Source organism: Streptomyces sp. NPDC001851 (genome assembly GCF_040297165.1).
GTDB lineage: Bacteria > Actinomycetota > Actinomycetes > Streptomycetales > Streptomycetaceae > Streptomyces.
The window spans coordinates 69,535-85,071 of the sequence record NZ_JBEOYR010000025.1; the positions used below are offsets into that span (position 1 = coordinate 69,535).

Consider the following 15,537-nt stretch of genomic DNA (forward strand, 5'->3'; position numbering starts at 1 on the left):
TGCCGCCGCCGGGGGGAGGTCAGACCCCGGCGGCGGGGCTGTCACGCGCCGAGCCGGGTCACCGCCCGCGCGAGAGCCTTCAGCAGCGAGGAGGCCCGCTTGTCGTCGGGGCCCACCGCGATGAGCCGGTTGGTGATGTAGGAGACGCCGACACCCGCGCCGGGCCAGGCCAGGTGGGCCGAACCGCCGCCGCCGTCATGCCCGAAGGAGTCGCCGTCCACGCCGTCGCGCGGGGTGGCCCGCAGCCGGAAGCCCGCACCGCCGTACACCATGCGGATGTCGATGAGCGGATCCGTCTTGCGCACGTACTCGCGCCGCGCGTCGTCCAGCACCTCGCGCGACAGCAGGAGGTGCTCCTCCCCGGGCGCGCGCACCGAGTCGGCGGCCAGGATGGCGTACAGCCGCGAGATGGCCCGTGCCGTGCCGATGACGTTGGCCGCGGGGATCAGCGCGGTACGCCGCTCCGGGCGGTTCCAGACCATCTCCTCGTGCGGGAAGGGGACCGGGTTCTGCCAGATCCGCTGGGTCATCGGATCCTCGCTGGTGAAGAACCCGGTGTACTGCTCCAGGAAGTGCGCCCCGTACTCCAGTTGCGCCACCTCGTCCGCGCGGTCGGCCCGGATGCCGAAGGCCATGTCGAGGCCGTGCGGGACGGCGACCTCCTCGGCGAAGAACCGGTCGATGGAACGCCCGTCCACCCGGCGCACCACCTCGCCGGCGATCCAGCCCGCCGTGTAGGGGCCGTACAGGATGCCCGCGGCCCGCTCGTCCTCCTCCGGCGCCTGCTCGGCGATGAGCCGCGCCATGGCCACGGGGTCGGTGATGTCGTCCTGCCCGAGCGGCGCCCGGACGCCGGGCAGGCCCGCCGTGTACGACATCACCTGCCGCAGAGTGATGCGGTCCTTGCCGTGCCGGGCGAACTCGGGCCAGTAGTGGGCGACGGGGGTGTCCCAGTCGATCAGGCCCTTCTGGACGGCGACGAGCAGCGTGATCGCCACGATGCCCTTGCTGCCCGAGAAGATCAGCGACTTGGTGCCGGGCTCCCAGGGGCGGCCGGTGGCGGAGTCGGCCGTGCCGCCCCAGATGTCCACCACCTTCTCGCCTCGCCACCAGGCACAGAAGGCGCCGCCGAGTTCGTCCCGCTCCTCCAGGTTGCGGCCGAACTCCTCGTGCACCTCCTCGAATCCCTCGGCGACGGAACCGAAGACGGCCGGGCCGGTGACGGCGGGCGGGGCGTCGGGGACGGTGGTCTCGGGCGCGGTGGTCATGGGTGCGCACACTCCTTCAAGTGCGGGGAGAACAAGGTGGGTTGAGACGTGGGACGCCGGCTCGGGCGTGCCGCTGCCGGGTACCGGGGGACCGGTGCGAGGCGGCGGGGTGCGGGCAGCCGGACACGGGCCGGCCGGGTGCGGGGCAGCCTGGCGCCGGGCGGCCGGACACGGGGCGGCCGAGTGCCGGGCGGCCTGGCGCCGGGCGGCCGGACACGGGGCGGCCGAGGGGGCAGCCCGGGACAAGGCAAGGTGGCCGAGTGCCGGGCGGCCTATGGGGCAGCCGGGGACGGGGTGGCCGCGTACGGGGCGGCGGGCTGCAGAGCGAGGTGGAGGGCGGCGTGATCCGCACCGGTCAGTGTCACCTCGCGCAGGTCGCGCACGCGCAGCAGGCCCTCGGCCGCCGGGCCCCGGTGGGCGCCGACCACCACGGGGGTGGCACCCGCGGCAACCGCCGCGCGCAGTCCGGCCTCGGCGTCCTCGAAGACCACCGTCGCGGCGGCCGGCACCCGCAGGGCGGCAGCCGCGGCCAGATAGCCCTCCGGGCTCGGCTTGCCCTCCCGCACGTCGTCGGCGCTGATCAGCAGGGGCGGCAGCGGCAGCCCGGCCGCCGCCATCCGGCGGTGTGTCAGCTCGCGTCCGGCTGAGGTCACCACCGCCCAGCGGTCCTCGGGCAGTGCGGCCAGCAGCTCCGGCGCGCCCGGCACCGCGACGACGCCCTCGACGTCCTCGACCTCCTCGGCGACGAGCCGCGCCGTCTCGGCCGCCACGTCGACGCCCGCGGGGGCGTACCGCGCCACGGTCTCGCCGGTGCGGCGGCCGTGGGCGGTGGCGAGGATCCGCTCGGCGTCGAGCCCGTGCCGCCGTGCGAAACGGCGCCAGGTCCGCTCGACCACCACGGTGGAGTCGACCAGGGTGCCGTCCATGTCGAAGAGCAGGGCGTGCGGGGTGAGTGTGCGGTACGGCGTCATAGGTCTGCCTCGTTCAGGTGGGTGGGGGTCCCGGCCGGCGGCACGGGCCGGGCTGTGCGGGGGCGGGCCCGGGTTCGCGCGCGGGTCCACACGAGGTCGCGCAGCGGCTGGGTGGTGTCCCCGTCGCGGTAGTCGTTCTCCAGGACCAGGGCGCGCGGGGCGGGGCCGTGGGCGGCGACGGCGTCGAGCACGTCGTCCAGCCGGCCCTCCCCCGTGCCGAGCGCGGCGCTCACCGCAGTGCCGGGGCGGCCGTCCTTGAGGTGGATCTGGTCGGCGAGGTACGGCCCGACGGCCCTCACCCAGCGCACGGGATCATGCCCGGCCACGCACAGGTTGTACGGGTCGAGCAGCAGCCGGAACCCCGGCGAGCCGACGTCCGCCACCAGGTCGGCGGCGCGCTCACCGTCCAGCACGTTCTCGCTGGCGAGGACGAGCCCGCGGGCGGCGGCCTCGGCCGCTGCCCAGGACAGGATCCGCACGGTGGCCCGGAAGTCCTGCGGGGTCTCGATGGCGCTGCGCCGGAAGCTGGGCACGAACACCAGCGGCACGCCGTAGGCGTCCGCGGCGTCCAGCAGCCGTACGAGCACGGTGCGGGCGAGGGAGGCGTCGGCGCTGTGCGCCGGGGCGCTCAGACCGACGTCGTTCAGGGTGTTGGCGGTCAGCCCGAGCAGCGCGACGCCGGTCTCGGCACTCGCCCGCAGCGCGGCCTCCACCGTGCCCGGGGCGTCGGCCCACGGACCGCGGCCGGGGCCGCCGAGGTCGAGCTGCACGCCGTCGGCACCGAGCCGCGCGGCGCAGCGGACGGCCGCCTCGGCGCCCCGCGCGGGCAGCCGCCAGGAGGCGAGTCCGACGGCGGCCGGCATCGCGGCGGGCCCGGGGGCGCCACGGCCGGGCGATACGGTCATGCGGGGACCTCACTGCTCTCGGAGCCCCGGCGGACCTCGCGGCCCCGCGGGACCGGCCGGACCTCGCGGCTCTGGGAGACGGGGCGGGCCTCGCGTACCGAGTGCCACTGGCCGTGCTCGTCCACGACCAGGCTGTCGCCGTGGTGGCCGGCGGCGGCGCCCGCGCCGACCAGGGCGTGGGCGAGTGGCGCGAACAGCTCCGGACGCATGTAGGCGCCGTAGTCGAAGTCCTCGGGCCGGCGGCGGCGGATCCCGGGCGTGTCCACCATGCCCGCGGGGAGCGCCTGCACGACACGGACGCCGTCCGGGCCCTCCTCCTGGGCGACCGAGTCGAGCAGCGCGCTGCCCGCCGCCTTGGTGGCGGCGTAACCGGAGCGGCCCGGACCGGCGTTGTAGACCACCTCGGAGGAGATGCCGAGGAACAGCCCGGGCCGTGCCCGGCGCAGCGCGGGGAGCGTCGCCGCGAGCGTCAGCCACAGGCCGTGCAGGTTGACCTCGACCTGCCTGCGCCACTCGTCCTCGGCGACGTCCCCGAACGGTGCGCGCCGGGCGCCGTACGACACGGCCGAGTAGCACACGGCGTCGAGGGGGCCGGCCGCGGCACGGGCGAGCGCGGTGCGGGTGGCGTCGGCGTCGGTGAGGTCCAGCGGGGCCCAGCGCAGCAGTTCGGCGTCGTCTCCGCCGGGCCTGGTGCGGCTCAGCACGAGGACGTCGAGACCGGTCCGGGCCCAGGCCTCGGCGACCGCGCGGCCGATTCCGGTCGAGCCGCCGACGACCAGGGCACGGCGGGCGGCGGGCGGCTGCTGGGGGACGGTCATCAGGTCTCCTTGGTGAGCCCGGGGGCAGTGGTGGTGGTCATGGGGGGGTGGGGGACGGATGCCGGTCAGGTGTCGTCCGCCGCGACGCGCACGGCGAGTTTGACCAGGCGGCGCCCCTGCCATGTGCGATCGCGGTGGACCGCCAGGTGCCGCATGATCCGGGCGGCCTCGTCCAGGTCGGCGGCGTGCGTGACCAGGTCGCGGTACCGCTCGGGAGCGGCCGTCAACTCGGCGGCGGCGTCCCGGAGATGGTGATCGGCCACGCCGCGGTGCCCGAAGAGCCGTACCCGCGCTCCGCTGTCGGTGACGGCGTCCTCGATGCGGGGCACGGCCGGCCGGCCGCCGCAGTTGGCCGCGCGCACGGCGGCGAGTCCGACGCCGGGCAGCAGCGGGGACGCGGCGTCGGAGGGCAGTCCGCCGAGCAGGTCGACGGTGAGGTCCCCGGGCACCGCCCGCAGCGCCGTCTCCAGACAGCGCAGCGTCGCGTCGCGGGGTGTGGCCAGCAGGACGGCGACGGGTCCCTCGCCGACCGCCGCCCGCACCGCGTCCGGTCCGTCGGCCGCGCACAGCAGGACGTCCGCCCGGTGGTCGCGGTCCTCGCTCCAGGCGCGCCCGGCCCGCGTGTGATGGACGTGCACGGTACGCACGTCCGCCCCGCGCAGCCGTGCGGCGGCCCGCACGGCCAGATGACCGACCGTGCCGTCGCCGAAGACGAGCAGGGTGTGCAGGGGCGTCCGCTCCAGCACGGAGAACGCGTAGCGCACGGTCGCCAGCGGCTCCAGCAGGGCGGCCAGGTCGCCCGGTACGAGGGGGGCGGGCAGCGGCGTGACGAGGCCCGCGCGCACGGCGGTCGCCGGGATGAGCGCGCGTTCCTGGAGCAGGCCGTCGAGGTGGTGGCCGAGCAGGAAGGACGGGTCCTCGGGGTGGGTCGGGTTGACCGTGACCCGGGTGCCCGGCGCCAGGGCGGGGCCGACGCCGGGGCCGGCGGCGACGACCAGCGCCGATCCCTCGTGCCCGATCACCGGCGCCGGGTCGCCGCGCAGCCCGCGCAGCATCTGCAGGTCCGTCCCGCACACTCCGGCGACCTGCGGGGCGACCAGCACCTCACCGGCCACGGGCTGCGGGGTGGGCCGCAGCTCCACCCGGACCCGGTCGCCCGTACGGACGATCGCACGGTGCAGCGTGGCAGCGGTCATCGGGGGGCTCCTGCAGGGGTTCGTTCGTGAGACCGGGAGGTGGGTACGGCGTGGGCGCCCGGCGGAGTCGGCCGGCGTGTCTCCAGTGCCGCGATGCCCGCGCCGATCAGCGGGTCGGCCTCGCCCGGCCGGGCGACCGTGATGCGGCGGGACGCCCAGTCGGGGTGGTGGTCGGCGGTCAGGTAGAGGCCGCACCGGGTGAGGTGGTCCAGGAGGGCCCGGCGCAGGTGGTCGCCGAGCCCGTACGCCACGCCGCCCGTGAGCACGATCTCGTCGAGCTCCGGGTCCAGGCAGAGCGCGGTGCGCAGGATGTCCGCGAGCGGCTCGGTCGCAGCGGCCAGCAGTTCCCCGGCCATGGCGTCGCCCGCGTCCAGCGCGCCGCGCAGCGCGTCCTCGAATCCGGTCTGCTCCTCGGCCCGGGCCAGCGCCGAGGCCGCCCAGCGCCGCGGGGACCGCGCCCGCAGCAGGCCGGCGACCCGCCGCAGCCCCGGGCCGGAGGCGTACGCGGCGACATGGCCGGGGTGGCCGCAGTCGCAGACGGGCGTCCCGGCGAGGGCCGAGGCCGACGGCCCGGCGGCCGGCAGATGGCCGATCTCGCCCTGCAGCCCGGACTCGTCCACCGGCACGGTCCCGGTGCGCAGGTCCAGGGTGCGGCAGGCGATGCCCGTGCTGACGGTGACCAGGAGCAGTTTGCGCAGGTCCCGGCGGTGGGGTGCGGCGGCCGCGTGGAGCAGGGCCGCCGTGACGTCGTTGACGAGGTGCCAGGTGACGTCGGGCCGGGCAGCGCCGAGCGCGGCGCGCAGATCGTACGGCTCGGTGTGCGCACCCCACAGCGGGGCGGAGGCGAACACCGTCCCGGTGCGGTGGTCGAGCGCCGCGCCGAACGACACCCCGGCACGGTCCACGCCCGCCGGGACGGCCGCGCACAGCGCCTCGGTCATCAGACCGCGCAACCGGCCGACGGACAGGGTGGGATGGGTCCGCCGGCTGGGCGAGGGCCCGTCGGTCAGGTCCCGCACCCCGCACCCGGGCGACCAGAGGGCGTGCCGCAAGCGGGTACCGCCGACGTCGACCACCGCGATGTCCGGACCACCGTCCCCGCGATCGCCGCTGCCGCCGGTGCGGTCGCCGTCGCCGGTGCCGGGTCGTCCGAGTCCCGCGCGCGGCTGCGTCGTTCCCGGTGTCCCGGCGCTCCCGATCGCCGCCGTCACGACGCGGTGGCCAGCAGCACGGAGTCCCCGGCGGCGCCGAGGTCCTCGGCCCGCTGCCGGACGAACTCCCGGGCCCGGTCCAGCTCGTCGCGGGTGAGGTCGTTGACGAACCGCACCCGGCCGATGCCGTCGGTGAGCGGTACCCGCTGCAGGCCGTCCCGGTGCTTGATCGCGTCCCGCAGGGCCTCCTGGAGCAGGTCGGTGGTGAACACGGCGTGGGTGAGGGGCAGTCCGGCGCTGTGCAGCAGGCGCAGCGCGCGGTCGGTGTCCTCGGCGGACAGCAGCCCGCGGTGGTGGGCCAGGGCGACACAGATCGCCATGTCGGCGGCGACCGCCTCACCGTGCAGCAGAGGCGGGTCGGCGCGCAGTTCGAGGGAGGGGCTGAAGGTGTGGCCGTAGTCGACCGACCGCTCCAGCACCTGCTCCCACAGGTTCGGCTCCAGTTCGTCGAGCATCCCGGCGATGGCGCGGGAGATCACCTCGGTGGCGGCGGCGCCGCCCGCGGCGAGGCCCTGCGGGCCGGTGTCCGCAACGGTGGCCTCCAGCAGCCGGAACAGCGCCGCGTCCTTGACCAGGGCCATCTTGATGATCTCGGCGGTGCCGTTGACGATGTGCCGCGGCTCGACGGTGGTGAGGAACTCCGGGTCGATCAGCGCCGTCTCAGGCGCGTAGTAGGTGCCCAGCCGGTTCTTGTGCGTGCCGTGGTTGACGCCGGTCTTGACGCCGATGCCCGCGTCGATCTGGCCGAGCAGCGTGGTGGGGACCCGGACGTAGGGGACCCCGCGCCGGTACAGGCTGGCGGCGAACCCGGCGACGTCCAGGACCACGCCGCCGCCGACGGCGACGACCTTCTCGGTGCGGCGCAGCAGGCCCATCGCGGTCATCGCCTCGGTCACCTCGACGGCGCTGTCGAGATGCTTGGCCGCCTCGTCGCCGGGCAGGACCTTCCAGAAGGACTCCACGCGCCAGGTGTCGAGGTAGGCGCGGATCCGCTCGCCGTAGAGGGTGTGCACCTTGTCGTCGACGACCACCAGGCAGCGGGTCGGGCGCTGGCCGTCGCCGCCGCAGGCCCGGGCGAGCGCGGGGTTGTCCGGGTCCAGCAGCCCGCGGACGACGGTGACGTCGTAGCCGACGGGCTCACGGGACTGCACCCGCCAGGTCAGGCCGGGCGGCTTGGGCAGGTCGGCGGGGGTGCCGAGGGCGGCGGTGGGGGTGGGGGCGGGGGTGGTGACAGACATGCGTCGTCGCTCCTGGGGGAGTTCCGGAAGAGAAGTCGAAGGGGAGGAGGTCAAGCGCGCACGGACTGGCGGTGCCGGAAGACGTCACGCGGGTCCCAGCGCCGCTTGACCTCCTGCAGCCGGCGGTAGTTGCCCTTGTAGTAGAGGTCGTGCCAGGGCACGGACGACCGGTTGTGGCGGGCGTCGGAGAGGTCGGCGTCGGGATAGTTCACGTAGCAGCCGTCGGTGCGCTCGCCGGGGACCGGCACTCCGCCGGTGGCGGCGTACACGTCGGCGTAGATGCCGCGCACCCAGGCGATGTTGGCCGCGTCGTCGCTCTCGTCGTACCAGTACGTCTCGTAGGTGACCTTCATGACGGAGTCGCGCTGGGCCACGGCCGTCGCGTCCGGGGCGACGTCGGCGATCCGGCCGGCCGTGGACGGGATGACCAGTCCGGCGATCTTCGCGTGCTGCGGTGAACGGGTGAGGTGGCCGTAGATCGTCTCGATCTGCTCGCGGGTGAAGCGTTTGCGGTGGAACGCCGACTTGTGCTTGCCGCGCATGTTGGGGTCGGTCTGGGTGGGGCTGACCGTGCCCACGTAGCGGGTGGCGCGCAGCCAGGGCAGTCGCTGTGTGGTGGCGTACGTCGACCGGTGGGTGGCACCGGTCCGCTCGGGCACGCCCGGGCTGTCGGTGACGCCCAGGGCCCGGTTGAGGGTGGTGAGGAAGCCGGTCAGCAGCCGCGGGGCGTCCGGGACCGTCGCGTCGAGCTGGGCGATCAGGGAGATGTCGCCGGTCGACTGGTGATTGGGCATCAGCCACACGCACATGTCCCGGTACGGGGAGGAGGTCGCGCTGTGCCGCTCCAGCCAGGAGCCGTACGCGTCCAGCAGCTCGATGAACCCGGCCTTGCTGACGTCCTCCCAGGGCCAGGACGCCATCGTGACGTACACCTCGGCCGGCGGCTTCGGCAGCAGCGCCCCGGGGTCCCGGCCGGCGCTGCCGGGGGTGCGGAACCAGTACCGGGTGATGACCCCGAAGTTCCCGCCGCCGGCGCCGGTGTGCGCCCAGAACAGGTCGTGGTGCGGGTCGCCGGGGTCGCGGCTCGCGACGACGGTGCGGGCCCGGCCCGAGGCGTCGACGACCACGACCTCCACGGCGTGCAGATGGTCGACGGTCAGGCCGTGGGCGCGGGAGAGCATGCCGTAGCCGCCGCCGCTGACATGGCCGCCCACGCCGACGGAATAGCAGGCGCCGCCGGGAATGGTGACGCCCCAGCCCTCGTAAAGGGATTCATAGACGTTCAGCAGCGTGGCGCCGCCCTCGACGGCGAATGCCCCGCGTTCCTCGTCGAAGGAAACGGAATTCATCCGGGACATGTTGATGACGACGTCGACGTCGGAATTGAAGACGAAGTCCTCGAAACAGTGGCCGCCGCCGCGGATGCTGATGCGCTTGCCGCGGTCCACCGCGTCCTGCACCAGGGCGACCACCTGACGCGTCGTCGTGGGCAGCGCGATGCGCTCCGGCCTCGCGGTGAAGCGCTGGTTCAGGCCGCTCGTCAGGTCGGCGTACCGTGCGTCGTCCGGTGTCACGGTGACCGGGTCGGCGCTCGCGGCGGAGGGTCCGGCCGCGGCGGCGGACGCCGGCGCGAGGCCGATACCAGCGGCGGCGCCCGACCCCGTGACCAACAGGCGGCGCCGGCTCAATGAACTCATGTGAAGAAAGCCCCCGTTCACATTCGAGTCACGCTCGGGTGATCGCGAACAACGTAGAACGCGCCCGAGCGGGGCGACAAATACGGGATCCGCGGGACCTATACGGCGTTCGTATCGCGCGCCCCGGCTATACGGAAGCCGTAACAGAAGCGGCCCGGATGGAGAGGGAAGTTTCCCCTCCGCACCGCCCGGTCACCGGTGCCGGAAATTCCGACTGATGCGTCTGGCGGAAAAGTTGCGTACCCTCTCGCCATGGCAGCCCGGGACCTTCAGGAGCGGATCAAGAAGCTGATCGTCGACCGGCGGCTGCCCTCGGGCGCCCCGCTGCCGACCGAGCCCGAGCTGATGGAGCACCTCGGCGCGAGCCGGAACTCGGTGCGCGAGGCCCTGAAGGCGCTGCAGGCGATGGGGATCGTGGAGATCCGGCACGGCTTCGGGACGTACGTCGGCTCCATGTCGTTCGCCCCCTTGATTGAGGGGCTGGCCTTCCGCACGGTCGCCGGGCACTACCGGGGCGAGGACTCCCTGCTGCAGCTGCTGGAGCTGCGCGAGGCGGTGGAGACCGGGCTGGTCTCCCGGCTGGCCGGGCGGCTGCCCGAGGCGGACCTCGTTGAACTGGACGCCCTTGTCCGACGTATGGAGCAGGAGGCCGCGCAGGGAGCCGGCCTCGCCGAGACCGACCGGGCCTTTCACGCCACCCTCTACCGGGGGCTGGACAACGTGCTGCTGAGCGAGGTGCTGGAGGCGTTCTGGGACGCCTTCCACCGGGTGCGGCGGGATCTGGTGGACGTGCCGCAGGACCCCAGGGTCACCTGCCGCCAGCACCGGGAGATCGTGGACGCGGTCCGGTCCGGCGACTCACTGCGGGCGGAGGAGGCCATAAGGGACCACTTCGGCAACATCCGTGCCCGCCTCTCCACCACCGGCGCACCCCCGCCTCGCGAGCCCCACAATGAACGGGTTTGACCGGTAAACAGATCGTTTCGCGTCTTGCGATCATGCGGAGCGCCGTAGAACCCTGGATGCCCAAGCTGCCGCCGTTTCGCGGCAGTTGAGGGGAAGCAAACGGTTGCGGTACGGCGGGGAGGGGGCCCCGCTCATGAATCGATGCCGAGGGGGGCATCATGCAACCGGAAGGTCGCCGTCCCATGTCCATGAGGTGGGGAGGACGTGGGGGCTGCGAGCCACCACAGCGACACGACACGCGGTCACCTGCGTGTGGGGGGAATGACTCATGACGTCGACGCCGCCGGGCGCCGGACCGAGCCACGCTCACAACGACCCGTCACACACCACACAGCTCAGGGCGGTCACACACCGGACCGGCCAGTTGCGCCGGATGAGGAACAGCCTGCCGAGATACGACTACGAGCACTACAGCCGGCTCGCGGGCCCCCTCACCCAGCCCGACCCGGCCACGCCGTACAGGGTGCAGTACCGGTCGCTGCTCTCGCAGGAGCCGCACCGCATCCGCGCCGCGCTCATGCTGGGCGCGGCCCCCGTGCTCTCCCTGGTCCTGCTGTTCTGGCTGCTCCAGCCCGAGCACTGGACCGAACGCGACTATCCCGCCCACGACTTCCTGCCGGCCCTCGACACCGTCATGCTCGTCTCGATCGGCCTGATCGAGTTCTTCCGCTGCATGAACGTGCTGTCCAACGCGCACGCCACCCTCGTCGCCCGCGACCCGATACCCGTCGTCCCCGAGACCGGCACCCGCGTCGCCTTCCTCACCTCCTTCGTGCCCGGCAAGGAGCCGCTGGAGATGGTCACCAAGACCCTGGAGGCGGCCGTGCGGCTCCGCCACCGGGGGCTGCTGCACGTGTGGCTGCTGGACGAGGGCGACGACCCGGCCGTCAAGGAGGTCTGCGCCCGGCTCGGCGTGCACCACTTCTCCCGCAAGGGCGTCACGCGGTGGAACCAGCCCGCGGGACCGCACCGGGCGAAGACCAAGCACGGCAACTACAACGCCTGGCTGGAGGCGCACGGCGACGACTACGACTTCTTCGCCTCCGTCGACACCGACCACGTGCCGCTGCCCAACTACCTGGAGCGGATGCTCGGTTACTTCCGCGACCCGGACGTCGGCTTCGTCATCGGCCCCCAGGTGTACGGCAACTACGACACGTTCGTCACCAAGGCCGCCGAGTCCCAGCAGTTCCTCTTCCACGCCCTGATCCAGCGCGCCGGCAACCGCTACGGCGCCCCGATGTTCGTCGGCACCTCCAACGCCGTACGCATCAGGGCGCTCAAGCAGATCGGCGGCCTGTACGACTCCATCACCGAGGACATGGCGACGGGCTTCGAGATGCACCGCGCCAAGAACCCGGCGACCGGGCGGAAGTGGAAGTCCGTCTACACCCCGGACGTGCTCGCCGTCGGTGAGGGCCCGAACGCCTGGACCGACTTCTTCACCCAGCAGCTGCGCTGGTCCCGGGGCACGTACGAGACGATCCTCAAGCAGTACTGGAAGGGCCTGTTCACGCTGGGGCCGGGCAAGCTCTTCAACTACACGATGATGATCATCTTCTACCCGATGTCCGCCCTCAACTGGATCCTCGCCGCGCTGAGCTGCGCGCTGTTCCTGGGCCTGGGCGCCTCGGGCGTGAACATCGACCCGACCGTGTGGCTGATGCTGTACGGCAACGCGTCCGCCCTCCAGATCGGCCTGTACGTCTGGAACCGGCGACACAACGTCTCCCCGCACGAGCCGGAGGGCTCCGGCGGTGTCGCGGGCATGGTGATGTCCGCCCTGTCCGCGCCCGTCTACGCGCGCTCCCTCATGGACGCCGTGCTGCGCCGCAGGAGCAAGTTCGTGGTGACGCCCAAGGGCGAGTCGGCGAGCCCCGACACGCTGTTCGGGACCTTCCGGATCCACTGGTTCTTCATCCTGGTCTTCGCCGGATCGCTCGCGGCCGGCTTCGCGTTCGGGCACTCCCACCCCGCGATGATCACCTGGGCGTGCTTCGCGCTGCTGATCACCGCCTCGCCGATCTTCGCCTGGCAGTACACGCTGCGGCAGGAGAAGCGGAAGCCGAGGCCGGCGGCGGCCGGGCCGGTCACCGAACCGCAGGACGCGGTACCGGCGCCGTACGCGGCCCACGCCCCCCAGCAGCGGCCCTCCTGGGTGGCGGCCGCGCAGGGCGGCTCGGCCGGGGACGACGAACAGACCATGCAGATCGCCCTTGGCGGACTTGGGGGACGTAGCGAATGAAGGACCAGGCAGGCCGCCGTCGCGCCCGTCGGCTCGCGATCGGTACGGCGGTGGTGCTCGCGCTGGCCGGGATGAACGGGCCGTGGGTGTACCGCTTCGGCACCGCGCAGTACCACCAGTACAAGATCAACAGACCCGAGTACAAGGCCGAGAACGGCCACTGGGACATCATCGAGTTCCCGCCGGAGTACCGCCAGGACACCATCCACGCGGCGCTGCTGCACACCGGCAAGGTGCTGCTGGTCGCGGGTTCCGGCAACAACCAGGACAACTTCGACAAGAAGAGGTTCGACACCCGGATCTGGGACCCGGTCAAGGGCACGATCAAGAAGATCCCCACGCCCAACGACCTGTTCTGCACCGGCCACACCCAGCTCGCCAACGGCAATCTGCTGATCGCGGGCGGCACCAAGCGGTACGAGAAGCTCAAGGGAGACGTCACCAAGGCCGGCGGCCTGATGATCGTCCACAACGAGAACCCGGACAGGCCGATCACGCTGCCCGCGGGCACGGCGTTCACCGGGCGGGCCAACGGCAAGACCTTCGTGTCCAAGGACCCGGTGCTCGTCCCGCGGGCGAAGAAGGTCTTCGACCCGAGGACCGGCGCGTTCCTGCGCAACGACCCCGGCCTGGGGCGGATCTACGTCGAGGCGCAGAAGAGCGGCACCCGGTACGAGACCGGCACCCAGGACAACTACCGGATCCAGGGGCTGACCGGCGTCGACGCGCGCAACACCTACGGCATCGCGCAGAAGCTCGCCCTCGACAAGAAGGACTTCCAGGGCATCCGGGACGCCTATGAGTTCGATCCGGTCGCCGAGCGGTACATCAAGGTCGACCCGATGAACGAGGCCCGCTGGTACCCGACGCTCACCACGCTGTCGGACGGCAGGATCCTCAGTGTCTCCGGCCTGGACGACATCGGTCAGCTGGTGCCGGGCAAGAACGAGATCTTCGACCCCAAGACGGAGAAGTGGACGTACACGAAGAAGATCCGGCAGTTCCCGACGTATCCGGCGCTGTTCCTGATGCAGAACGGGAAGATCTTCTACTCGGGGTCGAATGCCGGGTACGGGCCGGACAACGTGGGCCGTGACCCCGGGATCTGGGACGTGGACACGAACACGTTCACCAAGCTGCCCGGGCTCAGCGATCCGAACATGATGGAGACCTCCGGGACCGTGCTGCTGCCTCCGGCGCAGAACGAGAGGTTCATGGTGATCGGGGGCGGCGGTGTCGGCGAGTCCCCGCTGTCGAGCAGGAAGACACGGCTGATCGGCCTGAAGGCCCCGCACCCGGAGTTCGCGGACGGGCCCGAGCTGGAGAAGGGGACCCGGTACCCGCAGTCCTCGATCCTGCCCGACGACACGGTCCTGGTGTCCGGCGGCTCGGAGGACTACCGGGGGCGCGGCGACTCCAACATCCTCCAGGCACGGCTGTACCACCCCGACAGCAACAGCTTCACGCAGGTCGCCGATCCGCTGGTGGGGCGGAACTACCACTCCGGGTCGATCCTGCTGCCGGACGGGCGGGTGATGTTCTTCGGGTCCGACTCGCTGTACGGCGACAAGGCGAACACGAAGCCGGGGAAGTTCGAGCAGCGGATCGAGATCTACACGCCGCCCTACCTGTACCGGGACGCGCGGCCGTCCTTGAGCGGGGGCCCGCAGACGATCGCCCGGGGCGCTTCGGGGACGTTCACGTCGAAGCACGCGGCCGGCATCAAGAAGGTACGGCTGATCCGGCCGAGTGCTTCGACGCATGTGACGGATGTGGACCAGCGGTCGATCGCGCTGGACTTCAGGACGGCCGGGGACAGGATCACGGTGACCGTTCCCGGGAACCGGAACCTGGTGCAGTCCGGGTGGTACATGCTCTTCGTGGACGACGACCAGGGGACGCCGTCCACGGCGCAGTGGGTGAAGGTGCCGTAGTCACTCGCTGTTCCTGGCCAGGGCGAGTGCGTAACTCGCCCACCACTCCCCTGCCTTCGGGCCTCCCTTGCACGTGCCGTCGGACTCCCCGGGGCGCTTGACCCACAGGTAGGCGTCCACCAGGGGGTCGGCCGTCCTCGTCGTCGGGGTCTCGCCCAGGGCCCGGTCCGGTGGGTTGCACCAGCGCTGGGCCGGGTCGCCGCCCGTGTAGGGGCCGTTGCCGTTGCGGCTGGTGTCGATGACGAAGTGCTTGCCGCCCACCTTCGCGGAGAGCTGCTTGCCGTAGCCGGTGGAGTCCTGGGTGGAGTAGAAGTTGGAGACGTTGACGGCGAAGCCGTCGGCCCGGTCGACGCCCGCCTGCTGGAGGGGCTGGTAGATCTGGTCGGGGTGGCCCCAGCCGGCGTTGCCCGCGTCCAGGTAGACCTTGGTGTTCTTCAGGGACTTGAGCGTGGCGATCGCGCCCTTGAGGAGGTCGTAGCGCTCCTCGCGGAACTGGGCCGGGGTGCAGCCGTCCACGAGGTGCAGGACGGCGTCGGGTTCGAGGACGACCATCGCGGGGCGGTCGCCGATGCCCCGGGCCACGCCGTCGATCCAGGCGCGGTAGGCGTTGCCGTCGGCGGCGCCGCCCCGGGAGTACTGGCCGCAGTCGCGGTGCGGGATGTTGTAGAGGACGAGCAGGGCCGTGCGGTCCGACTTCTCGGCGGCCTCCGTGAAGCCGCGGGCCTCGTTCTCCGGGTTCTCGGGGCCGATCCACTCGCCCACCGGCTGCTCGGCGATCTTCCTGATCTGCTCGGCCTCGGACTTCTTGCCGGACTTGGCGTAGGCGGCGAGCTGGCGGGCCGCAGTGCCGTCCGGGTTGACCCAGAACGGGTCGGCGGCCTTGGGCTGCTGGGTGACACGGGCCGCCGGGTCCCCGTTCCCGGCTCCGCCTCCGGCTCCGCTTCCGGAGGAGCATCCGGCCAGCAGCAGTGCCGCCCCCAGCGCCACCACCGCCGACGCGCGCGCGGAAGAACGGGCCCCCCTGCTGACGTCCATACGCATCCCCCTGCCCCCCGGGTGAAACCGGTCAGGGGGCCAATCGTGGCATA

General features: G+C 72.6%; 12 protein-coding genes. 3 read left to right on the forward strand and 9 right to left on the reverse strand.

Annotation, left to right across the window (positions count from 1 at the left end; translation table 11 throughout):
• Positions 1-41: 41 nt before the first annotated feature.
• The 8 genes from ABT171_RS31070 to ABT171_RS31105 form a co-directional block, all read right to left on the reverse strand.
• Positions 42-1,268: a serine hydrolase domain-containing protein gene (locus tag ABT171_RS31070; RefSeq protein ID WP_351249641.1), complete on the reverse strand. Its 1,227-nt coding sequence runs from the start codon at positions 1,266-1,268 to the stop codon at positions 42-44.
• A 272-nt stretch (positions 1,269-1,540) separates the two neighbouring features.
• On the reverse strand, positions 1,541-2,239 hold the full coding sequence (locus tag ABT171_RS31075) for an HAD-IA family hydrolase (RefSeq protein ID WP_351249643.1): 699 nt from the start codon (positions 2,237-2,239) through the stop codon (positions 1,541-1,543).
• Positions 2,236-3,144 (reverse strand): sugar phosphate isomerase/epimerase family protein, encoded by a 909-nt coding sequence (locus ABT171_RS31080; RefSeq protein WP_351249645.1) that lies wholly within the window; start codon positions 3,142-3,144, stop codon positions 2,236-2,238. Before ABT171_RS31080 ends, ABT171_RS31075 begins: the two co-directional genes overlap by 4 nt.
• Positions 3,141-3,962: an SDR family NAD(P)-dependent oxidoreductase gene (locus tag ABT171_RS31085; RefSeq protein WP_351249647.1), complete on the reverse strand. Its 822-nt coding sequence runs from the start codon at positions 3,960-3,962 to the stop codon at positions 3,141-3,143. The genes ABT171_RS31080 and ABT171_RS31085 overlap by 4 nt, the downstream gene beginning before the upstream one ends.
• A gap of 65 nt (positions 3,963-4,027) precedes the next feature.
• A complete protein-coding gene (locus ABT171_RS31090) occupies positions 4,028-5,158 on the reverse strand; it encodes an alcohol dehydrogenase catalytic domain-containing protein (protein WP_351249649.1) in 1,131 nt (376 codons plus the stop codon).
• Entirely contained in the window at positions 5,155-6,369 is a 1,215-nt protein-coding gene (locus tag ABT171_RS31095; RefSeq protein WP_351249651.1) for an ROK family protein, read from the reverse strand. The genes ABT171_RS31090 and ABT171_RS31095 overlap by 4 nt, the downstream gene beginning before the upstream one ends.
• On the reverse strand, positions 6,366-7,607 hold the full coding sequence (locus ABT171_RS31100; protein ID WP_351249653.1) for a sedoheptulose 7-phosphate cyclase: 1,242 nt from the start codon (positions 7,605-7,607) through the stop codon (positions 6,366-6,368). Before ABT171_RS31100 ends, ABT171_RS31095 begins: the two co-directional genes overlap by 4 nt.
• Positions 7,608-7,657: 50 nt before the next feature.
• Positions 7,658-9,304 (reverse strand): FAD-binding oxidoreductase, encoded by a 1,647-nt coding sequence (locus tag ABT171_RS31105; RefSeq protein ID WP_351249655.1) that lies wholly within the window; start codon positions 9,302-9,304, stop codon positions 7,658-7,660.
• A 252-nt stretch (positions 9,305-9,556) separates the two neighbouring features.
• Here ABT171_RS31105 and ABT171_RS31110 point away from each other — a divergent pair, with 252 nt between their 5' ends.
• The 3 genes from ABT171_RS31110 to glxA all read left to right on the forward strand — a co-directional run bounded on the left by ABT171_RS31110 (position 9,557) and on the right by glxA (position 14,449).
• Positions 9,557-10,270, forward strand: coding sequence for a FadR/GntR family transcriptional regulator (locus ABT171_RS31110; protein WP_351249657.1), 714 nt, complete (start codon positions 9,557-9,559; stop codon positions 10,268-10,270).
• A 268-nt stretch (positions 10,271-10,538) separates the two neighbouring features.
• The gene (locus tag ABT171_RS31115) at positions 10,539-12,515 is read left to right on the forward strand and encodes a glycosyltransferase family 2 protein (RefSeq protein WP_351249659.1); all 1,977 of its coding nucleotides are present in this window, start codon (positions 10,539-10,541) and stop codon (positions 12,513-12,515) included.
• Positions 12,512-14,449 (forward strand): radical copper oxidase GlxA, encoded by a 1,938-nt coding sequence (gene glxA / locus ABT171_RS31120; RefSeq protein WP_351249661.1) that lies wholly within the window; start codon positions 12,512-12,514, stop codon positions 14,447-14,449. The genes ABT171_RS31115 and glxA overlap by 4 nt, the downstream gene beginning before the upstream one ends.
• Here glxA and ABT171_RS31125 read toward each other — a convergent pair whose 3' ends face one another.
• Positions 14,450-15,484, reverse strand: coding sequence for a glycoside hydrolase family 6 protein (locus ABT171_RS31125; RefSeq protein ID WP_351249663.1), 1,035 nt, complete (start codon positions 15,482-15,484; stop codon positions 14,450-14,452).
• Positions 15,485-15,537: the final 53 nt, after the last annotated feature.

Excerpts from the sequence above, each read along its gene's own strand:
- ABT171_RS31070 (WP_351249641.1), bottom strand. The coding sequence starts at position 1,268 with ATGACCACCGCGCCCGAGACCACCGTCCCCGACGCCCCGCCCGCCGTC.
- ABT171_RS31075 (WP_351249643.1), bottom strand. The coding sequence starts at position 2,239 with ATGACGCCGTACCGCACACTCACCCCGCACGCCCTGCTCTTCGACATG.
- ABT171_RS31080 (WP_351249645.1), bottom strand. The coding sequence starts at position 3,144 with ATGACCGTATCGCCCGGCCGTGGCGCCCCCGGGCCCGCCGCGATGCCG.
- ABT171_RS31085 (WP_351249647.1), bottom strand. The coding sequence starts at position 3,962 with ATGACCGTCCCCCAGCAGCCGCCCGCCGCCCGCCGTGCCCTGGTCGTC.
- ABT171_RS31090 (WP_351249649.1), bottom strand. The coding sequence starts at position 5,158 with ATGACCGCTGCCACGCTGCACCGTGCGATCGTCCGTACGGGCGACCGG.
- ABT171_RS31100 (WP_351249653.1), bottom strand. The coding sequence starts at position 7,607 with ATGTCTGTCACCACCCCCGCCCCCACCCCCACCGCCGCCCTCGGCACC.
- ABT171_RS31105 (WP_351249655.1), bottom strand. The coding sequence starts at position 9,304 with ATGAGTTCATTGAGCCGGCGCCGCCTGTTGGTCACGGGGTCGGGCGCC.
- ABT171_RS31110 (WP_351249657.1), top strand. The coding sequence starts at position 9,557 with ATGGCAGCCCGGGACCTTCAGGAGCGGATCAAGAAGCTGATCGTCGAC.
- ABT171_RS31115 (WP_351249659.1), top strand. The coding sequence starts at position 10,539 with ATGACGTCGACGCCGCCGGGCGCCGGACCGAGCCACGCTCACAACGAC.
- glxA (WP_351249661.1), top strand. The coding sequence starts at position 12,512 with ATGAAGGACCAGGCAGGCCGCCGTCGCGCCCGTCGGCTCGCGATCGGT.
- ABT171_RS31125 (WP_351249663.1), bottom strand. The coding sequence starts at position 15,484 with ATGGACGTCAGCAGGGGGGCCCGTTCTTCCGCGCGCGCGTCGGCGGTG.